The sequence below is a fragment of the Streptomyces sp. NPDC007808 genome (assembly GCF_042868655.1).
Lineage (GTDB): Bacteria > Actinomycetota > Actinomycetes > Streptomycetales > Streptomycetaceae > Streptomyces.
In genome coordinates, this window is record NZ_JBIAEQ010000004.1 from 106,082 (window position 1) to 126,570 (window position 20,489).

22 protein-coding genes and 2 pseudogenes are annotated in these 20,489 nt (G+C 68.5%); 7 read left to right on the top strand and 17 right to left on the bottom strand.

Translation table 11 applies throughout. The features are described 5' to 3' along the window. The first annotated feature begins 94 nt into the window (after nt 1-94). Nucleotides 95-1,006, top strand: coding sequence for an RNA polymerase sigma factor SigF (locus tag ACFYNL_RS16265; RefSeq protein WP_388803004.1), 912 nt, complete (start codon nt 95-97; stop codon nt 1,004-1,006). Nucleotides 1,007-1,253: 247 nt separating this feature from the next. After that, a complete protein-coding gene (locus tag ACFYNL_RS16270) occupies nt 1,254-1,574 on the top strand; it encodes a hypothetical protein (protein ID WP_388803007.1) in 321 nt (106 codons plus the stop codon). A gap of 12 nt (nt 1,575-1,586) precedes the next feature. On the opposite strand, the gene ACFYNL_RS16275 is transcribed toward ACFYNL_RS16270, so the two are convergent. Beyond that, nucleotides 1,587-1,778 carry a hypothetical protein gene (locus ACFYNL_RS16275; protein ID WP_388803010.1) on the bottom strand — a complete coding sequence of 64 codons (192 nt, stop codon included), beginning with the start codon at nt 1,776-1,778 and terminating at the stop codon, nt 1,587-1,589. A gap of 204 nt (nt 1,779-1,982) precedes the next feature. Here ACFYNL_RS16275 and ACFYNL_RS16280 point away from each other — a divergent pair, with 204 nt between their 5' ends. The 4 genes from ACFYNL_RS16280 to ACFYNL_RS16295 all read left to right on the top strand — a co-directional run bounded on the left by ACFYNL_RS16280 (nt 1,983) and on the right by ACFYNL_RS16295 (nt 6,382). Next, nucleotides 1,983-2,480: a MarR family winged helix-turn-helix transcriptional regulator gene (locus tag ACFYNL_RS16280; protein WP_388803013.1), complete on the top strand. Its 498-nt coding sequence runs from the start codon at nt 1,983-1,985 to the stop codon at nt 2,478-2,480. A gap of 13 nt (nt 2,481-2,493) precedes the next feature. After that, the gene (locus tag ACFYNL_RS16285) at nt 2,494-4,947 is read left to right on the top strand and encodes an MFS transporter (RefSeq protein ID WP_388803016.1); all 2,454 of its coding nucleotides are present in this window, start codon (nt 2,494-2,496) and stop codon (nt 4,945-4,947) included. Nucleotides 4,948-5,037: 90 nt separating this feature from the next. Then, entirely contained in the window at nt 5,038-5,862 is an 825-nt protein-coding gene (locus tag ACFYNL_RS16290; RefSeq protein ID WP_388803019.1) for a YceI family protein, read from the top strand. Nucleotides 5,863-5,911: 49 nt separating this feature from the next. Continuing rightward, on the top strand, nt 5,912-6,382 hold the full coding sequence (locus ACFYNL_RS16295; RefSeq protein WP_388803022.1) for a PPOX class F420-dependent oxidoreductase: 471 nt from the start codon (nt 5,912-5,914) through the stop codon (nt 6,380-6,382). Here the strand turns inward: ACFYNL_RS16295 and ACFYNL_RS16300 are convergent. The 6 genes from ACFYNL_RS16300 to ACFYNL_RS16325 all read right to left on the bottom strand — a co-directional run bounded on the left by ACFYNL_RS16300 (nt 6,370) and on the right by ACFYNL_RS16325 (nt 14,927). Then, on the bottom strand, nt 6,370-7,158 hold the full coding sequence (locus tag ACFYNL_RS16300) for a TetR/AcrR family transcriptional regulator (protein ID WP_388803025.1): 789 nt from the start codon (nt 7,156-7,158) through the stop codon (nt 6,370-6,372). The genes ACFYNL_RS16295 and ACFYNL_RS16300 overlap by 13 nt on opposite strands. Nucleotides 7,159-7,360: 202 nt before the next feature. Further along, nucleotides 7,361-8,860 (bottom strand): MFS transporter, encoded by a 1,500-nt coding sequence (locus tag ACFYNL_RS16305; RefSeq protein WP_388803028.1) that lies wholly within the window; start codon nt 8,858-8,860, stop codon nt 7,361-7,363. A gap of 163 nt (nt 8,861-9,023) precedes the next feature. Further along, nucleotides 9,024-11,216 (bottom strand): ArnT family glycosyltransferase, encoded by a 2,193-nt coding sequence (locus ACFYNL_RS16310; protein WP_388803031.1) that lies wholly within the window; start codon nt 11,214-11,216, stop codon nt 9,024-9,026. After that, a complete protein-coding gene (locus tag ACFYNL_RS16315) occupies nt 11,213-12,574 on the bottom strand; it encodes a glycosyltransferase (RefSeq protein ID WP_388803034.1) in 1,362 nt (453 codons plus the stop codon). Before ACFYNL_RS16315 ends, ACFYNL_RS16310 begins: the two co-directional genes overlap by 4 nt. A gap of 14 nt (nt 12,575-12,588) precedes the next feature. Further along, complete coding sequence (locus tag ACFYNL_RS16320) at nt 12,589-14,190, bottom strand: ATP-binding protein (RefSeq protein ID WP_388803037.1); 1,602 nt, start codon at nt 14,188-14,190, stop codon at nt 12,589-12,591. Next, entirely contained in the window at nt 14,187-14,927 is a 741-nt protein-coding gene (locus ACFYNL_RS16325) for a response regulator transcription factor (protein WP_388803040.1), read from the bottom strand. The genes ACFYNL_RS16320 and ACFYNL_RS16325 overlap by 4 nt, the downstream gene beginning before the upstream one ends. Before the next feature lie 181 nt (nt 14,928-15,108). On the opposite strand from ACFYNL_RS16325, the gene ACFYNL_RS16330 reads away from it, so the two are divergent. Further along, nucleotides 15,109-15,297: a DUF397 domain-containing protein gene (locus ACFYNL_RS16330; protein WP_388803043.1), complete on the top strand. Its 189-nt coding sequence runs from the start codon at nt 15,109-15,111 to the stop codon at nt 15,295-15,297. On the opposite strand, the gene ACFYNL_RS16335 is transcribed toward ACFYNL_RS16330, so the two are convergent. The 10 genes and pseudogenes from ACFYNL_RS16335 to ACFYNL_RS16380 form a co-directional block, all read right to left on the bottom strand. After that, nucleotides 15,288-15,695 carry an antibiotic biosynthesis monooxygenase family protein gene (locus ACFYNL_RS16335; RefSeq protein WP_388803046.1) on the bottom strand — a complete coding sequence of 136 codons (408 nt, stop codon included), beginning with the start codon at nt 15,693-15,695 and terminating at the stop codon, nt 15,288-15,290. The genes ACFYNL_RS16330 and ACFYNL_RS16335 overlap by 10 nt on opposite strands. Before the next feature lie 142 nt (nt 15,696-15,837). Further along, nucleotides 15,838-15,978, bottom strand: a pseudogene (locus tag ACFYNL_RS16340) (DUF1266 domain-containing protein); the annotation flags it as partial. Nucleotides 15,979-16,422: 444 nt separating this feature from the next. Continuing rightward, entirely contained in the window at nt 16,423-16,899 is a 477-nt protein-coding gene (locus tag ACFYNL_RS16345) for a hypothetical protein (protein WP_388803049.1), read from the bottom strand. Between the two features lie 65 nt (nt 16,900-16,964). Beyond that, nucleotides 16,965-17,138: pseudogene (locus ACFYNL_RS16350) on the bottom strand (IS5/IS1182 family transposase); the annotation flags it as partial. Nucleotides 17,139-17,181: 43 nt separating this feature from the next. After that, nucleotides 17,182-17,805: a hypothetical protein gene (locus ACFYNL_RS16355; RefSeq protein ID WP_388803051.1), complete on the bottom strand. Its 624-nt coding sequence runs from the start codon at nt 17,803-17,805 to the stop codon at nt 17,182-17,184. Between the two features lie 244 nt (nt 17,806-18,049). Then, nucleotides 18,050-18,385 (bottom strand): hypothetical protein, encoded by a 336-nt coding sequence (locus ACFYNL_RS16360; RefSeq protein WP_388803054.1) that lies wholly within the window; start codon nt 18,383-18,385, stop codon nt 18,050-18,052. Nucleotides 18,386-18,582: 197 nt separating this feature from the next. Beyond that, nucleotides 18,583-19,071: a hypothetical protein gene (locus tag ACFYNL_RS16365; protein ID WP_388803057.1), complete on the bottom strand. Its 489-nt coding sequence runs from the start codon at nt 19,069-19,071 to the stop codon at nt 18,583-18,585. A gap of 29 nt (nt 19,072-19,100) precedes the next feature. After that, nucleotides 19,101-19,316: a hypothetical protein gene (locus tag ACFYNL_RS16370; protein WP_388803059.1), complete on the bottom strand. Its 216-nt coding sequence runs from the start codon at nt 19,314-19,316 to the stop codon at nt 19,101-19,103. A 50-nt stretch (nt 19,317-19,366) separates the two neighbouring features. Beyond that, complete coding sequence (locus ACFYNL_RS16375; protein WP_388803062.1) at nt 19,367-19,855, bottom strand: hypothetical protein; 489 nt, start codon at nt 19,853-19,855, stop codon at nt 19,367-19,369. 183 nt (nt 19,856-20,038) lie between these two features. Beyond that, nucleotides 20,039-20,485, bottom strand: a complete 447-nt coding sequence (locus ACFYNL_RS16380) for a hypothetical protein (protein ID WP_388803065.1) — start codon at nt 20,483-20,485, stop codon at nt 20,039-20,041. Nucleotides 20,486-20,489 lie beyond the last annotated feature (4 nt).

Sequence of the window (20,489 nt, forward strand, 5' to 3'; positions counted from 1 at the left end):
TTTGCCGCGGCTCCGGCTCCGGTATTCAGGTGAAGGCTGACCTTCCTCGACGGGAGCGTCCGCCGCGACCGTCCCGCGACCCAAAGGGGGTGGCATGTCCGTAGAACAGGGCAGCTCGAAGGTGCTCACGCTCACGAAGAGCGAGTCCGCGCCCGACGCCGCGCTCGACGACGTTACGGCCCTCCAGGCCGTAGAGGCCCCGGCCCTCCCGGCCGCCGACGTCCCGGCCCTGCCGGCTTCGGTGAACATCGACACCCGCACCCTCTCCCGCTCCCTGTTCCTGCGGCTCGCCGCGCTGGACGAGAACAGCCCCGAGCGCGCGTACGTCCGGGACACCCTGATCGAGCTCAACCTCCCGCTGGTGCGCTACGCGGCCGCCCGCTTCCGCTCGCGCAACGAGCCGATGGAGGACATCGTCCAGGTCGGCACCATCGGCCTGATCAAGGCGATCGACCGCTTCGACTGCGAACGGGGCGTGGAGTTCCCGACGTTCGCCATGCCGACGGTCGTCGGCGAGATCAAGCGGTTCTTCCGGGACACGTCCTGGTCGGTGCGCGTGCCGCGCCGCCTCCAGGAGCTGCGCCTGGCCCTCACCAAGGCCAGCGACGAGCTCTCCCAGAAGCTGGACCGCTCGCCGACGGTGACCGAACTCGCCACCGTGCTGGGCGTGTCCGAGGAGGACGTCGTCGACGGCCTCGCGGTCGGCAACGCCTACACCGCCTCCTCACTGGACTCCCCGGCCCCGGAGGACGACGGCGGCGAGGGCTCCCTGGCCGACCGGCTCGGCTACGAGGACACCGCGCTGGAGGGCGTCGAGTACCGCGAGTCCCTCAAGCCGCTGCTGGCCAAGCTCCCGCCCCGGGAGCGGCGGATCATCATGCTGCGCTTCTTCGCCAACATGACCCAGTCGCAGATCGGCGAGGAGGTGGGCATCTCGCAGATGCACGTCTCCCGACTGCTGACCCGGACCCTGGCCCAGCTGCGCGAGGGCCTCATCTCCGACTGAGGCTGCATATTTGACGGGGTGCCAGCCACCATGGCCCGACGCCTCGTGCGACATGGACGACCTCGACACATGGCCGTCGGTGCGCCCTGACCGGTGCGTCGGCGGCCGTCGTCTGCCTGGATGGCGTACTGGCCGGGTGCGGGGACGGCGGGGGCGGGGGCGGGGGCGGGGAGAGGGTGCCTCGCGGCGGAGGCCGCGGGCGGCCCACCGAGGGTGTCCGGTACGGCCGCCCTGCCGACGGGGTGAGGTGACGTGGGTACCGCTCGACGGAGCGGACGGGGGCGGCGAGAGGGGCGGCGGTCCGTGCGGCCGCCCGCACCAGCAGGAGAAACTCGCCGTCGGCGCCCCCGCGCGGGAACCCGCCGACCGGTGCCGGCGCGAGACGGTGACCCTCGCCTTTCACAACTCCGGTGGCACGGCGGTGCGTTCGGGGACCGTCACCTTCGGCACCCGCATCATCGGGGCGGGTGCGCGGAAGGTCAGGACCTGGACGGTGTGCGTCGAGGCGTGGCGTGTGCCGCCGGGCATGCACATCGAGACGCGGGACGTCTCCGTCCGGTGGGAGTGAGGGGCCCGCGGCCTACTTGAGCGCCAGCCAGGCCACCGCCGCCACGACCGCCACCGCGACGATCACGCCGACGATCAGGCCGACGCGCGGGCCGGAGGAGGCCTGCTGTCGTCCGCCCTGCGGAGCCTCGTCGACGAACGCGCGGAACATCTGGGTGCTGCCTGCGGGGTCGTGGTTGCCCTGGGGGCCCTGGGTGTTAGCCATGGCCTGAGACCCTAGCGAATCCGCCCGTTCGGCCCAAGTGGGGGCTCCCGCCCTGCACAGGAGACCACAGGACTCCCTCACCTGCACATTTACGATCGCAATACTTGCCTTTGCCAACTTTTTGTGCCCGACCCCGTCCATTTGTTTGCCTGTAGCAACCAAGCGCTTCTATGGTTGCCCTAAGCAACAAATACGGGAGGTGTGATGGCCGAACAGGCGCAGTACGAGGAGCTGGTCCGCCAGTTCAGCGCCTTCGGCGCCGTGAAGCGGGAGATGGGACGGACACTGCCGTCCGACTGCCCCGCCGGATGCGCCGCCGTACTGACGTTGCTGGCACGCCACGGGGACATGCGCATGAGCAAGCTCGCGGACCTGCTCGCCGTGGACATGTCGGTCACCAGCCGTCATGTCTCCCACGTCGCCGAGCGCGGCTGGATCGAGCGCTCCCCCGACCCCTCGGACAAGCGCAGCCGCATTCTGCGGCTCACCCCTGACGGCGAGGAGCGGGTGCGGGAGATGTCCCGGCGGACCACCCACCTGCTCGCCGAGCGGCTGAGCGACTGGACCGACGACGAGGTCGCCCAGCTGACCCGGCTCATGACCCGGCTGCGGGCGAGTTTCGACGACTGCCGGACCACGGCCGCACCGCCGGCGCCGCCCCACCCCCGAGAGTCCCCCCGTACACCCGCGACCACCCCGTAAGAGAAGGAAGCCCATGGCAACGACCACACCAGCCGGTGTGCGGGCCCACGCCAAGCACTCAGGAGGCCCGTCCGCCCACGACGCTCCGATGTCGCACCGGCAGATCATGGAAGCGCTGACCGGGCTGCTGCTCGGCATGTTCGTGGCGATCCTGTCGTCGACGATCGTCTCCAACGCCCTGCCCGACATCATCAAGGACCTCGGTGGCGGCCAGAGCGCCTACACCTGGGTCGTGACCGCGTCGCTGCTGGCGATGACCGCGTCCACCCCGCTGTGGGGCAAGCTCGCCGACCTGTTCTCCAAGAAGCTGCTCATCCAGCTGGCCCTGGTCGTCTTCGTGGCCGGCTCCGCGCTGGCCGGTCTGTCGCAGAACGCCGGAACGCTCATCGCCTTCCGCGCGGTGCAGGGCATCGGCATGGGCGGTCTGTCCGCGCTGGCCCAGATCATCCTGGCCGCGATGATCTCCCCGCGCGAGCGCGGCCGCTACAACGGCTACCTCGGCGCCACCTTCGCCACCGCGATGGTCGGCGGCCCGCTGATCGGCGGTGTCATCACCGACACCGACTGGCTCGGCTGGCGCTGGTGCTTCTACGTCGGTGTGCCCTTCGCCGTGATCGCGCTGATCGTGCTCCAGCGCACCCTGCACCTCCCGGTCGTCAGGCGGAAGGTCAAGGTCGACTGGGCGGGCGCCTTCCTCATCACCGCCGCGGTGTGCCTGCTGCTGGTCTGGGTGACCTTCGCCGGTGACAAGTACGACTGGCTGTCCTGGCAGACGTACGCGATGACGGGCGGCTCGCTCGCGCTGCTGCTGGTCTTCGTGTTCGCCGAGTCCAGGGCGAGCGAGCCGATCATCCCGCTGCGCCTGTTCCGCAACCGCACCATCACCCTCGCCTCGCTGTCGTCCCTGTTCGTCGGCGTCGCGATGTTCGCGGGCACGATCTTCTTCAGCCAGTACTTCCAGTTGGCCCGCGACAAGTCGCCGACGATGTCCGGCGTCCTCACGATCCCGATGATCCTCGGCCTGTTCGTGTCCTCGACCGTCTCCGGCCAGGTCATCACCCGCACCGGTCGCTGGAAGGCATGGCTGGTCTCCGGCGGTGTGCTGGTGACGGCGGGCCTCGGGCTGCTGGGCACGATCCGCCACGACACCGAGTACTGGCACGTCGCCGTCTACATGGCCCTGCTGGGCCTCGGCGTCGGCATGATGATGCAGAACCTCGTGCTGGCCACCCAGAACCAGGTGGACCCCCGCGACCTGGGCGCCGCCAGCTCGGTGGTGACCTTCTTCCGCTCCCTCGGCGGTGCCATCGGTGTCTCGGCACTGGGCGCGGTCCTCAGCCACCGCATCACCCACTACGCCGAGGAGGGCCTGACCGAACTCGGCGTGCGGGGCTCGTCGGGCCACGGCGAGATCCCCGACCTCGACGCGCTGCCCGCCCCGGTACGCACCGTCATCGAGAGCGCGTACGGCCATGGCGTCGCGGACGTCTTCCTGTACGCCGCACCGATCGCCTTCCTCGCCCTCGTGTTCGCCCTGTTCATCAAGGAGGTCCCGTTGCGGACGAAGGGGGCCCTGGCCCAGGTGGCCGAGTCGCAGCCGCCGACGGCCGCGGCGTCCGCGCCGGTCGCCGCACAGGAACGCGTCCCGAGCCGGGCCGACACCTCCTCGCCGACCGAGGCCGCTTTCGAGGACACCCACAAGCCCGCCGGCGTCCCGGTGCGGGGCTTCGTCCGGGGTGCCGAGAGCGCGCCCGTGGCGCGGGCGGCGGTCACGCTGATCTCCCTCGCCGGGCGGCAGCTCGGCCGGTCGGTGGCGCAGTCCGACGGCGCGTACGCCCTCGACGCGCCCGGCGCGGGCTCGTACGTCCTGATCGCCTCCGCCGACGGCTTCCAGCCCCAGGCCTCCACGATCGTCGTCGACGACGAGCCGGTCGCGTACGACGTCCTGCTCAGCGGCACCAGCGGACTGACCGGTGCGGTCCGGGCCGCGGGGAGCGCGCTGCCGGTCAAGGACGCGATGGTGATCGTCACCGATGTCCGGGGGGACCTGCTGGCCACCGCCGCCACCGGTGAGCAGGGCGAGTTCTCCTTCGCCGAGCTGGTGCCGGGCGCCGTGACCGTCGCGGTGAACGCCGCCGGATACCGGCCGCGCGCCCTGCCCGTCGAGATCGGCGGCACCGGCGTCACCCGCGTCGAGGTCGACCTGGAGGCCGGCGCCCAGGTCCAGGGCGTCGTACGGGCACCGCACGGTCCGCTGGCCGACGCCCGGGTCACGCTGGTCGACGCGGCGGGCAACGTCGTCGGGAGCGCCACCACCGGCGCGGACGGGGCGTACGCCTTCACCGACCTGGACGGCGGCGAGTACACGGTCATCGCGACCGGCTACCCGCCGGTGGCGACGGCGCTCACGGTGACCGGCCGCGGGGTCGACGACCACGACATCGAACTCGCCCACCCCGGCGAGTAGCCAGACCCCGGCCCGTGGCGGGCGGCGCGCCTGAGCGGAGGCGCGCCACCGCCGCGGGCCGGTTCCTTGAGCTCGAAGGAGTGACGTGAGATGGGACTGACCGCGAGGATCCGCACCCGCGACGGATGGGCCGTGTCGCACGCGGTCGTCACGGTGACCGACATGACCGGCGCGCAGGTGCTGCGCGCGGAGGCGGACGCCGAGGGGGCCGTACGGGACCCGCAGCCACTGCGGCCGGGGCCGTACACCGTCATCGTCACCGCCGTCGGCTACGCGCCCGCCGCCGCGAGCGCGATCGTCACGGCGAGCGGCCGGGCCGAGGTCGGCACGGTGACCCTGGCCCGGCAGGGCGGCACGGAACTGCCGCCGCCCGGACCGTGGACCGTCGACCCGGCGCACTCCGGCGTGGCCGCCGTCGCCCGGCACCTGGGGATCTCCAGTGTGCGCGGCCGGTTCACCCGGTTCTCCGGTGCCATCGAGGTCGCTCCGGACGACGTCACCAAATCCCGCGTGCAGGCGGTGATCCGGGCCGACTCGATCGACACGGGCAACGGGATGCGGGACCGGCATCTGAAGTCGCCGGACTTCCTGGACGTGGCGAAGTACCCCGAGATCACCTACCGCTCGACGGGCGTCACGGCCGCGGCCGGCTCCGACCGCTGGACGGTGCACGGCGAGTTGGGCCTGCACGGTGTCGTACGGCCGGTCGATCTGGACCTGGCCTACCTGGGGACGGGGGCCGACCCGTGGGGCGGGACGCGGGCGGCGTTCCGGGCGACGACCGAACTGCACCGGGACGACTTCGCCATGAACTACAACCAGGTCGTCGAGGCGGGCATCGCGGCCATCGGTACGACGCTGAAGGTCGAGCTGGACATCCAGGCCGTGCAGGGCGAGTCGCTGCCGCAAGGGTGAGCACGGCAGGGTCACGCTGATCCGGCCGGCCTCACCCTAGGCTGAGGCCATGGCACCGAACATCGCGACGAACACCCGCGTTTCGCTCGAAGAGCTGCTGGACTTCGTACGGCCCCGGCACCGCGCCCTCCTGCTGACCCGGCGGTCCGACGGCGGCCCGCAGGCGTCGCCGCTCACCTGCGGGGTCGACGACTCGGGGCGGATCGTGATGTCCACGTACCCCGAGCGGGCCAAGACGCGCAACGCCAAGCGGGACCAGCGGGTCAGCGTGGTCGTGCTGAGCGACGACTGGAACGGGCCGTGGGTGCAGATCGACGGTTCCGCCGAGGTGATCGACTCGCCGGAGTCCGTGGAGCCGCTGGTCGAGTACTACCGGAACATCGCCGGGGAGCATCCCGACTGGGACGAGTACCGGGAGGCGATGGTCAAGCAGGGCAAGTCGATCATCCGCGTGACGCCGCAGCAGTGGGGGCCGGTGGCGACCGGCGGGTTCCCCGCGCGGCTCGTTCAGGGCGACTGAGGCGACTGGGGCGGCGAGGCGCTGCGCGCCACCATCGCCTCGATACCGGCCACCAGCAGGTCCAGGGCGAAGTCGAAGTCCCGCTCCCACATCTCCTCGACGGTGTCGCCGCCGCGGGCCTCCATGAGTTCCGCGGCGTCCTGGACGATGTCGGCGGCCTCCGGAGACTGGGTCACCGTGCTCATGGAGTGCTGGAAGTAGTCGTCCGGGGTCATCCCGAACGCCGCGCTGCGGGCGATGAAATGGCCCTCGATGGTGCCGAAGCCGTACACGAACTGGAAGACGGCCGAGATGGCGGCCACCAGGCCGTGCGCGGGCAGACCGGTCCTGCGGATGATGTGCTGCACCAGGCGGGAGAAGGCGAGGCTGTTCGGCCCGATGTTGACGTAGGTGCCGATCAGCGGGGACACCCACGGATGGCGGACCAGCAGCGCCCGGTACCCCCGGGCCAGCGCCCGCAGCTGGTCCCGCCAGTCCTCGTCGGCCTCCGGGTCGGGCAGGGTCAGTTCGCCGAAGGCGGCGTCGAGGGCGAGTTCGAGGAGGTCGTCCTTGGTGTCGACGTACCAGTAGACGGACATCGCGGTCACGTTCAGCTCGGCGGCCAGCCGCCGCATCGAGAACTTGGCCAGCCCCTCGGCGTCCAGCAGCCGGACGGTCGCCGCGACGATCCGGTCCCGGTCGAGCCCGGACGGCTGCCCGCCGCCGCGCCCGCCGCGACGCGCCTTGCCCTCCACCCAGACACTGGTCCGCGCCGTCTGCCCGGTCGCCCTCACCATGGCGCACCTTCCTGGAGATCGTTCACTGCCAGAGATGCTAGGCGGCAGCCGGTCGTGCGGCGCGGGAGCGGTCGACGTGCGGCCGCGCCCTGGGGGCGCGGCCGGCCACGACGCGACCGCGGCCGTAGCTGTGGCCGGGGCCGTAGCTGTGGCCGTAGCTGTGGCCGTGGCTGCCGCACAACGAGCCGGACCGCCTGGTTTCTCAGGCGGATTCTGCCCGCTCGGCCCGTCGCAGCAACGCCGCCGCGATCACACCTCCGGCCAGCACGGCCATCGCCCCGACCAGCTGACTGGTCTCCAGGCCGGAGGCGAAGGCGTCGGTGATCCGCGCCCGCTCCGCGTCCGACCCCGCCTCGGCCAGCGCGCTGGGCAGGGACACCGCGGCCACCGGGATCAGCGCGGCGAAGCGGGAGTTGAGCACGGCCCCGAGCACCGCGACGCCGAGTCCTTGTCCGAACTCCGCCACGGTGCCGTTGACACCGGCGCCGACACCGGCCTTCTCCGGCGGGATGGAGCTCATGATGGCGTGCGCCATCGCCGGGCTGGCGACCGCGGCCCCCGCACCGATGAGCACCAGGCCCAGCAGCGTGCCCGGGTACCCGTGGTCGGTGAGCGTCGCGATCGAGACGAGGCCGGCGGCCATCGCCGTCATGCCGAGCCCGATGGAGACCGGGGTGCCGAGCTTGGCCGACCACTTCGCCGCGAGGCCGGTGAAGTTCAGGGCCACGATCATCAACGCCAGGGGCGCCGTGCGCAGCCCCGCCTCCAGGGGGCCGTATCCGAGGACGAACTGCATGTGCTGGGTGAGCAGGAAGAGCGAACCGCCCATCCCGAAGGTGATCAGCACCGCTCCTGCCACGGCTCCGGTGAACCGCCGGTTCCGGAAGAAGTGCATGTCGAGCATGGGATACGGGATCCGGCTCTCCCAGTACGCGAACGCGCCCAGCACCACGACCGCGACGGCGGCCGTCGCCAGCACCCGGCCGGACGTCCAGCCGTGCTCCGGTCCGGAGATGATCGCGAACACCAGGGAGGCCATGCCGATGGTGGACAGCAGGGCACCGAGCAGGTCGGGCCGGTCGCCCTGCGGGTTCTTGGACTCGGGCACCAGCGCCACCACCGCCACCAGTCCGATCGCGGCGACCGGCAGGTTGATCAGGAAGATCGCGCCCCACCAGAAGTGGTCCAGCATGAAGCCGCCGATGAGCGGACCGGCGGCGAAACCGAGGGAGTTCACGGCCGCCCAGATGCCGATCGCCTTCGGCTGCTCCTCGGGCGTGAAGATCTGCATCGCCACGGCGAGCGTGGTCGTCATCAACAGCGCGCCGCCGATGCCCATGCCGGCCCGCGCCGCGATCAACTGACCGGAACTCTGGGCCAGTCCGGCCACCAGGGAGCCGATGCCGAACAGGACGAGGCCCGTGGCCAGCATCTTCTTGCGGCCGTAGCGGTCCGCGGCGCTGCCGGCGGTCAGCAGCAGACCGGACTGCACCAGCGAGTACGCGTTGATCATCCACTGGATGTCGGAGGTGGCGGCGCCCAGTTCGCTGGTGAGCGAGGGGATCGCCACGTTCAGGATCGTGTTGTCGAGCAGCACGGTGAGCTGGGCCAGACAGATGACACCGAGGATCAGCCAGCGCTGCGGATGGCCTTGGGGTCGGGCTTCGGCCGCTTGGGCCTGCTCCTGGGGGGACGTCGTCATGCTGTACACCGTAGAATGACTCCCATACGCTGTACAACGCGATTTACGCCGTACGGTGAAGGCTGAGGGCTGAAAGCTGAAAGCTGAAGGCTGAGGGCTGAGGGCGGTGGCCCGGAGCCGTTGAGCGCCCCGGGCCAACGCCGTGTCCGACCCTGCGGCCGCGTCAGCCGCTGGTCTTCCGCGTCAGGTCGTAGAAGGTCGCCGACCCCACCATGACCTGCGTGAAGTTGGCCTCCACCCACTCCGTGATCTGCCCGGAGGAGCCGTCGCCCCTGGCGCCCATGCCGCCGCCGGTCCCGGAGGCGATGAAGTAGTGGATCTTCCCGTCGGCCACGTACTGCTGGAACTCGGCCAACGTCGGTGACGGGTCGGAGCCGTTGAAGCCGCCGATCGCCATGACCGGTGCACCGGTGGAGAGTTGGTAGCTCGCGGCGTTCTGGGCGCCGATGGCGGCGGCGACCCAGGTGTGGTCACCCGCGTTCTCCTCCAGCAGCTCCTTGGCCTCGTCGCTGACGCCGGCGCCGTTGAGCAGGCCGCCTATGCCGCCGCCGTCCCCGGTCCGGCCGCCGGCGGGCATGCCGCCGCCGGGGAAGCCGTTGCCGTTCGGCTGCCCTTGGCCTTGCTGTCCTTGGCCCTGCTGTCCTTGGCCTTGCTGGTTCTGGCCCTGCTGTCCTTGGCCTTGCTGGTTCTGGCCTTGCTGGTTCTGGCCCGGCATACCGCCCATGCCGCCGGGGCCTCCGCCCATGCCTCCAGGGCCTCCGCCCATACCCCCGGGACCGCCACCCCGACCGCCCGCGACGGCGGGACCGGCCGTGACGATCGAGCCGGTGTGCCCCTCGTTCACCGTGGTGAGGGTGTAGGCGGTCGGGCCGGCCAGTGCCGCCGTCAGACCCAACCCGACGACAGCCAGGGCGAGTCGGCGCCCCAGCCGGGCCGAGAAGATCAGGCCGAGGGCCGCGAGGAGACCGCCGACCAGCACCAGCCACTTCAGCCAGGGCAGGTAGTCGGAGGAGCGGTTGAGCAGGACGTACCCCCAGGCCGCGGTGGCCGTCATCGCGGCCGCCAGGGTCAGCGACGCCCATGCCCGGTCACGCCTCTCCCGGAGCAGCGCCGCGCCCATGCCGACCAGCGGGGCGATGTAGGGAGCGAGGGCCACGGTGTAGTACTCGTGGAAGATGCCCTGCATGTAGCTGAAGACCAGCATGGTCGTGAGCAGCGCGCCGCCCCAGACCAGGAACGAGGCCCGGGTCACGGACGTACGACGGGCCTTGCGGGTGGCCACCAGGCCCGCGGCCAGCAGGATCAGCGCGGCTGGGATCAGCCAGGAGACCTGGCCGCCGATGCCGGAGCCGAACAGGCGGTCCCAGCCGGTCTCGCCCCAGTTGCCGCCGCCACCACGGCCCCCGCCGCCGACGCTGCCGGTCTCCTCGCCGTTGAGCCGGCCGAGTCCGTTGTAGCCGAAGGTCAGCTCCAGGAAGGAGTTGTTCTGCGAACCGCCGACGTACGGGCGGGAGGAGGCCGGCCACAGCTCGACGATCGCGACCCACCAGCCGCCGGAGACGACGATGGCTGCCAGACCCGCGGCGAGCTGACCGATCCGCTTCTTCACCGGCACCGGCGCGCAGACCGCGTGGACGATGGCCAGCGGCGGCAGGATCAGGAAGGCCTGCAGGGTCTTGGCGAGGAACGCGAAGCCGATCGCGACGCCGGCCCACAGCAGCCACTTCGTACGGCCGTCCTCCAGGCCCCGGATCACGAAGTAGCAGGCCACGGCCATCAGCAGGGCCAGCATCGCGTCCGGGTTGTTGAACCGGAACATCAGCGCCGCGACGGGGGTGAGCGCGAGCACCGCACCCGCGATCAGACCGGCTGCGGGGCTGAACCGGCGGCGTACGGCCGCGTACACCACGGCCACCGTGCCGACGCCCATGAGGACCTCGGGGACCAGGATCGCCCACGAGCTGAGGCCGAAGAGCCGGACCGACAGGGCCATCGGCCACAGCGCGGCCGGGGGCTTGTCGACGGTGATGGCGTTCGCCGCGTCCAGCGAGCCGAAGAAGAACGCCTTCCAGGACTGGCTGCCTGCCTGGACGGCCGCCGAGTAGAAGGAGTTGGCGTAACCGGAGGCGCTCAGGTTGCAGAGGTACAGCAGGAACGTGGCGAGGAGCAGGCCGAGGAAGGCCGGGCGTGCCCAGCGGGGATCCTCGGGGCGACCGCGCCACAGCCGCCGTCCCCAGCTGCCGGGACTCCCGCCTCTGCCGAGGGCCTTGTGGGTCTCGTGGGCCTCGCGGGTCTCGTGGGCCTTTTCGGGCTCTTCTGTCCCGAGAGGGGTCTGCTGGTCGTCGTGGACGGTCATCGGGAGTCCCTCGGGTCGGTGTGGTGCCTGTGCGGGGACGAGCGCCGCTGCAACGGGCCGTAGGGCGAAGCCGGTTGCCCGGCGTAGGTGTGGGGCGCGACCTCCGCCGAAGGGGCCTCGCGATGGTCCGGGAACACCCACGCCCTGAGGAGCAGGAAGCGCAGTACGGTCGCCGCGAGGTTGGCGGTGATCAGGACCGCCAGTTCGGTGGAGTGCGCGGGATCGCTGCCGGCCGCGTCGAGGGCGGCGAGCGAGCCGCTGGTCAGGGCGAGGCCGATGCCGAAGACGACCAGGCCCTGCGCCTGGTGCCGTACGGCCCCGCCATGGCCGCGCACCCCGAAGGTGAGGCGCCGGTTGGCCGTCGTGTTGGCGACCGCGGAGACGAGCAGCGCGAGTGCGTTGGCGACCTGGGAGCCGGTGAAGACCCGGAAGCCGCTGTACAGCAGCAGGTAGAACAGGGTGGACAGGGCGCCGACGACGCAGAACCCGAGGAGCTGGCGGGCCAGGCCGCCGGGCACGTCCTTGATCTCGCGGTCGCGCGGGTCGTCGCCGAAGGGGCGGGTGAGCCGGTCGAGCGGCAGCGAGCCACTGGCCAGGGCCTTGCCGACCCGCCACACGCCCTTGAGGTCGTCGGTCGCCGTCCTCACGATGTGCACGGTCGAATGGGGGTCGTCGACCCAGTCGACCGGGACTTCGTGGATACGGAGTCCGGCCCGCTCGGCGAGCACCAGCAGCTCGGTGTCGAAGAACCATCCGGTGTCCTCGACGAGCGGCAGGAGCGCCTGGGCGACGTCTCGCCGTACGGCCTTGAAACCGCACTGCGCGTCGGAGAAGCGGGCCTGGAGCGAGCCGCGCAGGATGAGGTTGTACGCCCGGCTGATGAACTCCCGCTTCGGTCCGCGCACGACACGCGAGGTGCGGGCCAGCCGGGAGCCGATCGCGAGGTCCGAGTGGCCGGAGATCAGCGGCGCCACCAGCGGCAGCAGGGCGTTGAGGTCGGTGGACAGATCCACGTCCATGTAGGCGAGGACCGGGGCGTCCGAGGCGGCCCAGACGGTCCGCAGCGCCCGGCCGCGGCCCTTCTGCTCCAGCCGGAAGGACGTGACCTCCTCGATCTCCGCCTCCAGCCGTGACGCCACCTGGGGGGTGGTGTCCGTCGACGCGTTGTCCGCGATCGTGATGCGGAACGCGTACGGGAAGGTGCGCTTGAGATGGTCACGCAGTCTCAGCACACACCGCTGGAGGTCCTTCTCCTCGTTGTGGACGGGGATCACTACGTCCAGGACAGGCGTACCGGCGTCTGTGGCCGGGAGGTGCTCCCGCGCCGGCAGGGTGCCGGGAGGTGAGTCGGTTCGCATGGGACCGACTTTCGTCAGGCGCCCTGTTCCGCCCGTGTGGTGACGCTGTGCTGTGCCTGTGAGTGCGGCTGCCGGCTCGGTGCGGGATCCGGTGGCGTGGGCAGGGCAGGCAGGTGCACCGTGAACACGGTGCGTCCGGGCACGCTGTCGACGGTCACGGCACCGCCGTGCGCGGCGGCCACGGCCTGCACGATCGCGAGTCCGAGTCCGGTGGAGCCGGTGGCACGGGTGCGCGCGGAGTCGCCGCGCGCGAACCGTTCGAAGACGTGCGGAAGCAGATCGGACGGGATGCCCTGACCGTCGTCCTCGACGTCGACGCACAGCCACGGGCCGCGCCGGTGAACCCGAGCGGTGACCGTCGTGCCGGGTGGGGTGTGATTGCGGGCGTTGCCGAGGAGATTGACGAGCACCTGGTGCAGCCGTGCCGCGTCCGCCGACACGAGTGCCGGTTCGTCGGGCAGGTCGAGGCGCCAGTTGTGGTCCATGCCGGCCGCGCGGGCGTCGCTGACGGTGTCCACGACGAGCGGGACGAGGTCGGTCTGCTCGAACCGGAGCGGCCGTCCGGCGTCGAGCCGCGCCAGCAGGAGGAGATCCTCGACGAGCAGGGTCATACGCCCGGCCTCGGACTCGATACGCCCGAGGGCGTGTCTGGTGTCGGGCCCGACGTCCTCTCTCCCGCGTCTGGTCAACTCGGCGTACCCGCGGATGGAGGCGAGGGGGGTGCGCAGCTCATGGCTGGCGTCGGCGACGAACTGCCGTACCCGCGTCTCGCTCTGCTGGCGGGAGTGCAGGGCCGCGTGGACGTGGTCCAGCATGCGGTTCAGCGCGGCGCCGACCTGCCCGACCTCGGTGTGCGGGTCGGTCTCGGACTCGGGGACGCGTTCGCTGAGGTTGACCTCGCCGGTGTGGAGGGGGAGTTCGGAGACGCGGGTGGCGGTGGCGGCGACTCGGCGGAGCGGGCGGGTGGCGACACCGACGATGACGGTGCCGGCGATGCCTGCGGCGACGACGGCGGCCGCGGTGACGCACAGCTCCACGAGGACGAGGGTGTTGAGGGTGCTGGTGACCGTCTCGGTCGGGAGGGCCACGTAGTAGTCGACCTCGAAGCCGTGGACGTACGTCACGCGATACTCACCGAGGCCGGGCAGCGTCACGGTGTGGGTGCCGCCGCCCGTGGGCACGTCGGACAGCACGTCCTTGACCGTGTCGCCGAGCTCGGCGGCCCGGCCCTCGAAGCCACCACCGGCCTCGTCGGACTGCCGCTCCGCCATGACGGCCCTGGTCACCTCGCCGTCCGCGCCGACCTCGGCGGCGACGGTCTTCTCCTGCACGGGCCCCTTGGTGACGAAGCCCTCGATACGGTCCTCCGTCGCCCGCGGCTCGTCCCCGCCGCCCGGCTTGAAGGGCGCCGACAGACGCTTGCCGGCGTCCTCGACCTGCCCGTTCAACTGGTCGTTCAGGTGCTGACGCAGGGCGAGTGCGGTCACCGTCCCGATCACCGCGCACACCACGGCGATCAGCACCACGGACGCGACGACGAGCCGCGTCCGCAGGGTGCGCGGCTGACCCGCCCGCCACTGTCGCTGTCGGCTGCGCGGTCGCCGCCGCCCCCTCATGACGCGGCGGGCTTGATCAGATAACCGGCGCCGCGCCGGGTGTGGATCATCGGCTCCCGACCGGCGTCGATCTTCCGGCGCAGGTAGGAGATGTACAGCTCGACGACGTTGGCCTGCCCGCCGAAGTCGTACGACCAGACACGGTCGAGTATCTGGGCCTTGCTCAGCACCCGCCGCGGGTTCCGCATGAGGAACCTCAGCAGCTCGAACTCGGTGGCGGTGAGGTGGATGTTCTCCCCGGCCCGCGCCACCTCGTGGCTGTCCTCGTCGAGAGTCAGATCCCCGACCACCAGCACGGAGTCCGACCGCCGGTCGGCGGCACCGGAGCGCCGGATGAGCCCCCGCAGCCTGGCCACGACCTCCTCCAGGCTGAACGGCTTGGTGACGTAGTCGTCCCCACCCGCCGTGAGCCCGGCGATACGGTCCTCGACGGCGTCCTTGGCGGTGAGGAAGAGGACGGGAACGTCCGGCGCCTCACGGCGCAGCCGCCCCAGGACGGCCAGCCCGTCCATGTCCGGCAGCATCATGTCCAGTACGACGGCGTCGGGCCGGAACTCCCGCGCGGTCCGGACGGCTCCCGTGCCGTCCCCGGCACTCCGTATCTGCCATCCCTCGTAGCGCAGGGCCATGGACAGCAGCTCGGTGATCGACTGCTCGTCGTCCACCACAAGCACCCGGACGGGGCTCCCGTCCGGCCTGAGCAGTTCGGTGCGCCCCTGGGGCGAGGTCGTGGTCATGGTCCCCACGCTGTCGGCGCCCTCTGAGAACACGCTTTCTGCAACCTGTGATTTGCCTGAGAAACGGGTGGGGGTTCGCACGGCACGCTATGCATCGAGGCATCGAGCGCCTCACGCGGCTGAGCCTCACGCAACACAACTCGATCAGACTGATCGACGGGATCCTGAAGGAGATGTGAGCGTGCCTGCATACGAGTTCGTCAGGTCCAGCTACAGCGGCGGCAACGCCGGCCAGGAGTGCGTCGAGGTCGCCCGCAACGTCCCGGACACCGTCGCCGTCCGGGACTCCAAGGACGCGGACGGACCGATACTCCGACTCACGCCGGGAGCCTGGACGGCCTTCCTCCGCGTGGTCTCACCTCACCGCTGAACGCCATCCGGCGAGACCACTTCGCAGGGCCCGGAGGTCGGGGTGCTCCCCCGCTCGAACCCATTGCTGTGCTCGACCTTGGCGATGTGCAGCGAGTAGCACTCGTACCAGTGCGCACGCCCCTGCGCCTTGGCTGCCCGATGCTCCGCATGGTCGCGCCACTGCTCGATCCCGGCGAGGTCCCGGAAGTAGGCGACGGTGATCGAGAGGCCGCCCGGGGAGCGGGCCGAGTCCTCGCCGAGGAACCCCGGGATCTCCTTGACCAGTTCGCCCATGCGCTGGGCGGTCGCGCCGTATCCGTCGTCTCCCTCGGTGCGCAGGGAGGTGAACACGACGGCATAGTAGGGCGGTTCGTGGGCGGGGACAGGGACGACAGGTGACATGCGGTGATCGCTCATGTCACCGAGGATCGGCACCCCCGCCCCATAGCGTCCAGGCTCCTTACCGAAAGGGATCCCGCAGGGATCCAATCCTTTACCGTCACCGCCCCCCTCCTCCTGATGCGCAGCCCTACGGGTCCTGGGCTGCGCACGGCAGGGCTTACCGGAAGGGAATGTTGAGCCAAGGGCTGCCGGGATCGGACATCAGGACCCGGTGGTCGGTGACCATGTCCTCGTACCAGCTGCCGAACTGTTCGTCGTCGAACTGCAGACAGCGGCCGAGGATGAAGCCGACGGAGAATCGAACACGCGGTGCGGCTCTGGCACCGGAAGCATGCCCTCGGTGTAGACCGCCCAGACCCTCCCACCGGCCACCCGCGGGTCGAACTCGAACACGGGACAGATGTCACGGCGCCTGGAATCCACCTTGGCCCGGTCTATCTCGAAGTAGATTCGACTCCGCGCGAGCGTGCGGAAGTAGGACGACCAGTCCTGACGGTTTTGCGTCGAGGAACGCCTGCTCGACGCCCGTCGGTGGCGGCCAGGCGGATGGAATGGGGGGGGACCGAGGGCTCCGGGAGGCGGACCGAAAGACATTTTCACCTATTGATTTTTCACGCTCGGAGACTAGATGACGCCAATCCCCTGACGTAATAGCTCAAATACCCTCAGGGAGTGATGTCTTTCACGGGACAGTCACCGTCGCCTCGATCCGGCTCTGGCTGCGAACGTGAGCCTCTCCCCCCTACTCCAGCATGCGTTCCGCGTCATGCGGAACCCAGGGAAAGGGGACGTCGGGCCACCGTGCGGATGCCCACGCGTCGAGATCGGCGGCGAGCACGGCATCGATGAAGACCTGCGGCGGTTGGTAGCCGTGGACGGTGACGTAATGCGTGATCAGGAACGGAGCGGCATAAGCGATGCCAGGCCCACCCGGGATCCGCACCTCCCCGTTCCCTTCCGGAGCCTCACCCTCAGGACACAGGTCGCACTCGTGCACCCCGAGGCAGACGTTCATCCACTGGACCTCCTGCACAGCTTTCAGCTTCTCCACGAACACGGCGGGGACCGCCCCTGTCGAGTACGGCTTGCCGGCTTCTAGCCACCCGATGTTCAGGCGGGTGTACGCCGGGCGGTACCAGAGCGCGTAGAAGCCCGACTCCCTGTCCGTGAACGCATCCTCGTCCTGGTAGTCGTACTCGCTGAGATCTTCGTAGAACACCCGCACATCATCGCCGCACTACTTCTTGAGCCCACGCGATTCCACGACCCATCGGACACGACCTAGGCCGCGACCAGCAGGGCCCGATCCTTCAGCGGAAGGCTCCACGGCCGGCCCTTGTGGACGGCGTTCGCACCCTGGCGCCGCAGAACCGCTACCAGCTTCCCGAAGGCGCGAGGGCTCAGCCCGGAGAACGGGGCTATCCAGGAAGATTCCCACGCCGTGATCACACCAGCCATGCCAAGATCGTTTCATGGCCTGGCTGGCGGCTCGGCCCACTTCTCAGCTGCGGCTCAGCGGAGATGCCCACGTGGGGTCGTGTCGGGATCTCCTCGTGAGGTGGGCCAGGAGGTGGTCCGCCGCCATGGAGGCAGTGTCTTGCGGCGCGCCGACTGCGGTCAGGGCGGCGATAAGCCTTGCTGGTGCTGTTTCCGGCACGTCCGGGTCGGTGAGGAGGGGAAGCAGCAGCAGGAAGCGGGCGGCCGTGTCCTGGACGCCTTCGTCCGCAAGCGACGTGCTGTCAGCGATCCAGATCAGTTCGTGCCATGTCAGCCCAGTGCCCGAGAAATCCCCGTCCCAGCTGGCGATCTGCTCGGCGTAGCTTCTGCCCGGATGGGTGAGGAAGTAGTCGGTGCCGTAATCGCCATCCAGGTTGCGGTAGATCACCACGGCTCCGGGGCCGTCTCCTGCCGGCATCCTGAACGCTGGCCAGCGCTCAGCATCGAAGAGGACCTCGGACAGGGCATCGACATCGGCGCCGTCCTCGCCGAACCACTCTGGAATCGGGCGCTCGGGACACCCCCCGTCGCTGCACATCGCCAGGAGGTAGTTCGACCAGAAGCCCGGGTGGACCAGCAGTGACTCGCCCGGCACCAACGGGCCGACGTCGTATCCCTTGATCAGCACCCCTCGATCCTGTCACTAACCACTGACACGGTCCGATCCGGTATCGGCAAGGGGACGCCGTCCAGTTACGGGACAGCTCTTAGCCAGTACCTGGCATCGTGGCTGGTACGACGGAAAATTGCAGGTTCCATATGCACCACAGCGCACCGGCCCCGATGGGCCCGGGTGAGTCTGTCAGCGGTCCGTTATCGCCCAAGCACGATGCAGAGCTGACTCCGCGCGAACGGCTCGAAGTTTAGAGGAATCAAGAAATGTCATTGATTCCTGGCAGGACATCCATCTTATTCCCATCCAACTCGCTAATAGTGACACCCTTAGCCAGCATAGAAAGTCCCCGCCCTGAAAACTGGACCCTGGCACTATGCGGAGGATCAACGAAGTCCACCCGCCGTCCATAGCATTCAATCCAGTCAAGCGAGACCTGAACCTCCCCGGCAGGGGATCCAGCGATAGGCTCGGTAACCAAATTCTGGCCTGGATAGATCACGCCACCCAAACACCTGACGATGCAGATTGCGCTCACCGCACCAATCTCCTCCACCGCATAGATCTGCAACTGTCCGACGGTATTCTCACCCATGCACATGCACCTTCCTGCCGAACGGCCTAATCTGCTCTGACGACGGTTTAGAGGCGCACCACGCCCAGGCACCAGTAATTTCACCCTACCTATTGACCCCGCTCCCTGCGTCTCGCAAACAGTGAACCCAGACGCGGTAGGGAGACGCCGAGGCGCGCAGGAACGCCTCGCACGGACTGCCCACAAAGAGGGAGGGCTCAGCCCTCCGCGATCGGAAATTCCTGAAGATGTCGGATGATCAACTCAAGGTCCGCTAGCGCCCTGAGGCAGAATTCCCGATCACGCGTATTGATCGAGTGGACGACATTCGAGAATTCGGGATCTTCAAGCCCGTGAGCTTCACGCAGAATCCGGGATGGCAAAAGAACCCAGTTCCTCCTAGTTCTGTCGAGCGTCCAGTCAACTTGGGTATGCACCTCCTTTACAACCTCTTCCATGAGCGACCCAACATTTTCTTGGGGTGACTCGTAACGCCATCCCAAGCGAGGCACCTGCAGGTATCCGTAACAAGGATTGACCTCCACAGCCAAAGAAAACCATGCCAGCTCTCCAAACCTGCTGAGCGCGCGCTTCGCCTGCACGCTTCGAGTAGACATAGCGACGCTCTTCCACATATCACCAGAGAGGGCCCGCGTACCTTCCGTTGAACAACAAGCTTCTTTCCACCCAAAAATCTTGTCATCCATGCACGTACGCCGATTGCCGACGGGACAGTTCACAGCTCAATGGCCCGATAAGCCAGAGACCTGTCCACCACCTCTTCAGCCGTAAGCTTTGGGGTGTTGTAGTAGATCAGATCCGTAAGGCGTGGGTGCAATAGGCTCAGCTTCAGCTCCTCGACAATACGATCTTCCTCATCCGCGGGGAGATCTGCGTCAATTAGCCGTTGAACCATGTGAATCAACTCTTTGCGTGACCTCTTCTTCAGCATTGACCCTTCTACCAGGACGGGCGATCCACCGGAAACATGAACCTCACAGGTCAACCCCAAATATTTCGATCCTCCAGCGAGAGTTCGACGATCGCCTCATCTTGTACCTGCTCAAGGTCGCGAATATAGGGTACGGCGTTCGGATTACTGGTACAGAAAGTGACACTTGCGGTCATCACGTCGTCGCAGATTCCCCCAGTGGCGAGAGAAACATATGCCCTTACCTCCTGGTCTCCGAAAGCCTTGCTTGCCTCGGAGAGAGCGCCGAAGGAATAAGAAAGACACCTTCTCAGGAGAAGCACCGTTCGTTCCGGCTCAGTCGAGGGCAACTCGTAGTCGATCATCCCTCGGCCATTAATTGACGTTTCTTCCTGCAGGACATCGAAGTAAGAAGAGGCGACTTCCGGGATCAATGCTGTGAGCACACGAGCTCCATTTGGTGTGTACGACCATCCCTGACTCACAACTTCCATGAGCATGGACGGAACGTCGTCATCGCTCAGCCCCCAAGGCGGGAACTCTGTGAGCAGTTCGACCATTCCTCGATTGGCTCTCATTTCACCCTTCACCGATTGCTGAGAGCCCCTTTCTGATCATCCAATTAACCCAGGGGTGTCGCCTACGGCCTTTTCGGCACCGGTATGCGACGAGCCCTCCGGCAACCGAACCTACGACTCTACGGAGCGTGCGAGAGGCCTGCCTGAACCAGAGGCACTCCTGAATCAATGTGAATCTCGGGATCCCGGCTGCCCGGGAGGCGGCATACCAGGGTCCAGCCCCAGCCTATCTTTGACAATCGCCCAGTTGATAGCAACAAGACGATCTCCAATATCCTCACGCTGCGCCACAGCGGCAATTTCATGGAGCCTATTTCGAACAAAGGCAACCTCTGATTCGAAAGGCTCTTCCTGTTCAGAAATCGCCGCCGCCAATGGAATATTGTCCATATAGTAGCGCCAAATTCGCGGGGGCAGCTTAGGATCGCCAAGAGGAGGAGTCAGCAAAACACCCCATTTCCCCCTCTCGCGAACCAAGTGCACTTCACATCCGTCACCGAAATAACGGAGAAGGATATTTTCGAATCCACCTTCCTGCCGGTCTTCTGCAACAGAAAACCCACGCTCCATCAACCACGCACCCAGTTCGCTTACCAGATCCTGCTCGTGCATAAAT

Coding starts and splice junctions, on each gene's coding strand:
- ACFYNL_RS16310 (WP_388803031.1), bottom strand. CDS start 11,216: ATGACCGTCCACGACGACCAGCAGACCCCTCTCGGGACAGAAGAGCCC.
- ACFYNL_RS16360 (WP_388803054.1), bottom strand. CDS start 18,385: ATGGGTGAGAATACCGTCGGACAGTTGCAGATCTATGCGGTGGAGGAG.
- ACFYNL_RS16375 (WP_388803062.1), bottom strand. CDS start 19,855: ATGGTCGAACTGCTCACAGAGTTCCCGCCTTGGGGGCTGAGCGATGAC.
- ACFYNL_RS16290 (WP_388803019.1), top strand. CDS start 5,038: ATGGGACTGACCGCGAGGATCCGCACCCGCGACGGATGGGCCGTGTCG.
- ACFYNL_RS16370 (WP_388803059.1), bottom strand. CDS start 19,316: ATGCTGAAGAAGAGGTCACGCAAAGAGTTGATTCACATGGTTCAACGG.
- ACFYNL_RS16325 (WP_388803040.1), bottom strand. CDS start 14,927: ATGACCACGACCTCGCCCCAGGGGCGCACCGAACTGCTCAGGCCGGAC.
- ACFYNL_RS16280 (WP_388803013.1), top strand. CDS start 1,983: ATGGCCGAACAGGCGCAGTACGAGGAGCTGGTCCGCCAGTTCAGCGCC.
- ACFYNL_RS16335 (WP_388803046.1), bottom strand. CDS start 15,695: ATGAGCGATCACCGCATGTCACCTGTCGTCCCTGTCCCCGCCCACGAA.
- ACFYNL_RS16265 (WP_388803004.1), top strand. CDS start 95: ATGTCCGTAGAACAGGGCAGCTCGAAGGTGCTCACGCTCACGAAGAGC.
- ACFYNL_RS16305 (WP_388803028.1), bottom strand. CDS start 8,860: ATGACGACGTCCCCCCAGGAGCAGGCCCAAGCGGCCGAAGCCCGACCC.
- ACFYNL_RS16380 (WP_388803065.1), bottom strand. CDS start 20,485: ATGCACGAGCAGGATCTGGTAAGCGAACTGGGTGCGTGGTTGATGGAG.
- ACFYNL_RS16320 (WP_388803037.1), bottom strand. CDS start 14,190: ATGAGGGGGCGGCGGCGACCGCGCAGCCGACAGCGACAGTGGCGGGCG.
- ACFYNL_RS16275 (WP_388803010.1), bottom strand. CDS start 1,778: ATGGCTAACACCCAGGGCCCCCAGGGCAACCACGACCCCGCAGGCAGC.
- ACFYNL_RS16315 (WP_388803034.1), bottom strand. CDS start 12,574: ATGCGAACCGACTCACCTCCCGGCACCCTGCCGGCGCGGGAGCACCTC.
- ACFYNL_RS16365 (WP_388803057.1), bottom strand. CDS start 19,071: ATGGATGACAAGATTTTTGGGTGGAAAGAAGCTTGTTGTTCAACGGAA.
- ACFYNL_RS16300 (WP_388803025.1), bottom strand. CDS start 7,158: ATGGTGAGGGCGACCGGGCAGACGGCGCGGACCAGTGTCTGGGTGGAG.
- ACFYNL_RS16285 (WP_388803016.1), top strand. CDS start 2,494: ATGGCAACGACCACACCAGCCGGTGTGCGGGCCCACGCCAAGCACTCA.
- ACFYNL_RS16295 (WP_388803022.1), top strand. CDS start 5,912: ATGGCACCGAACATCGCGACGAACACCCGCGTTTCGCTCGAAGAGCTG.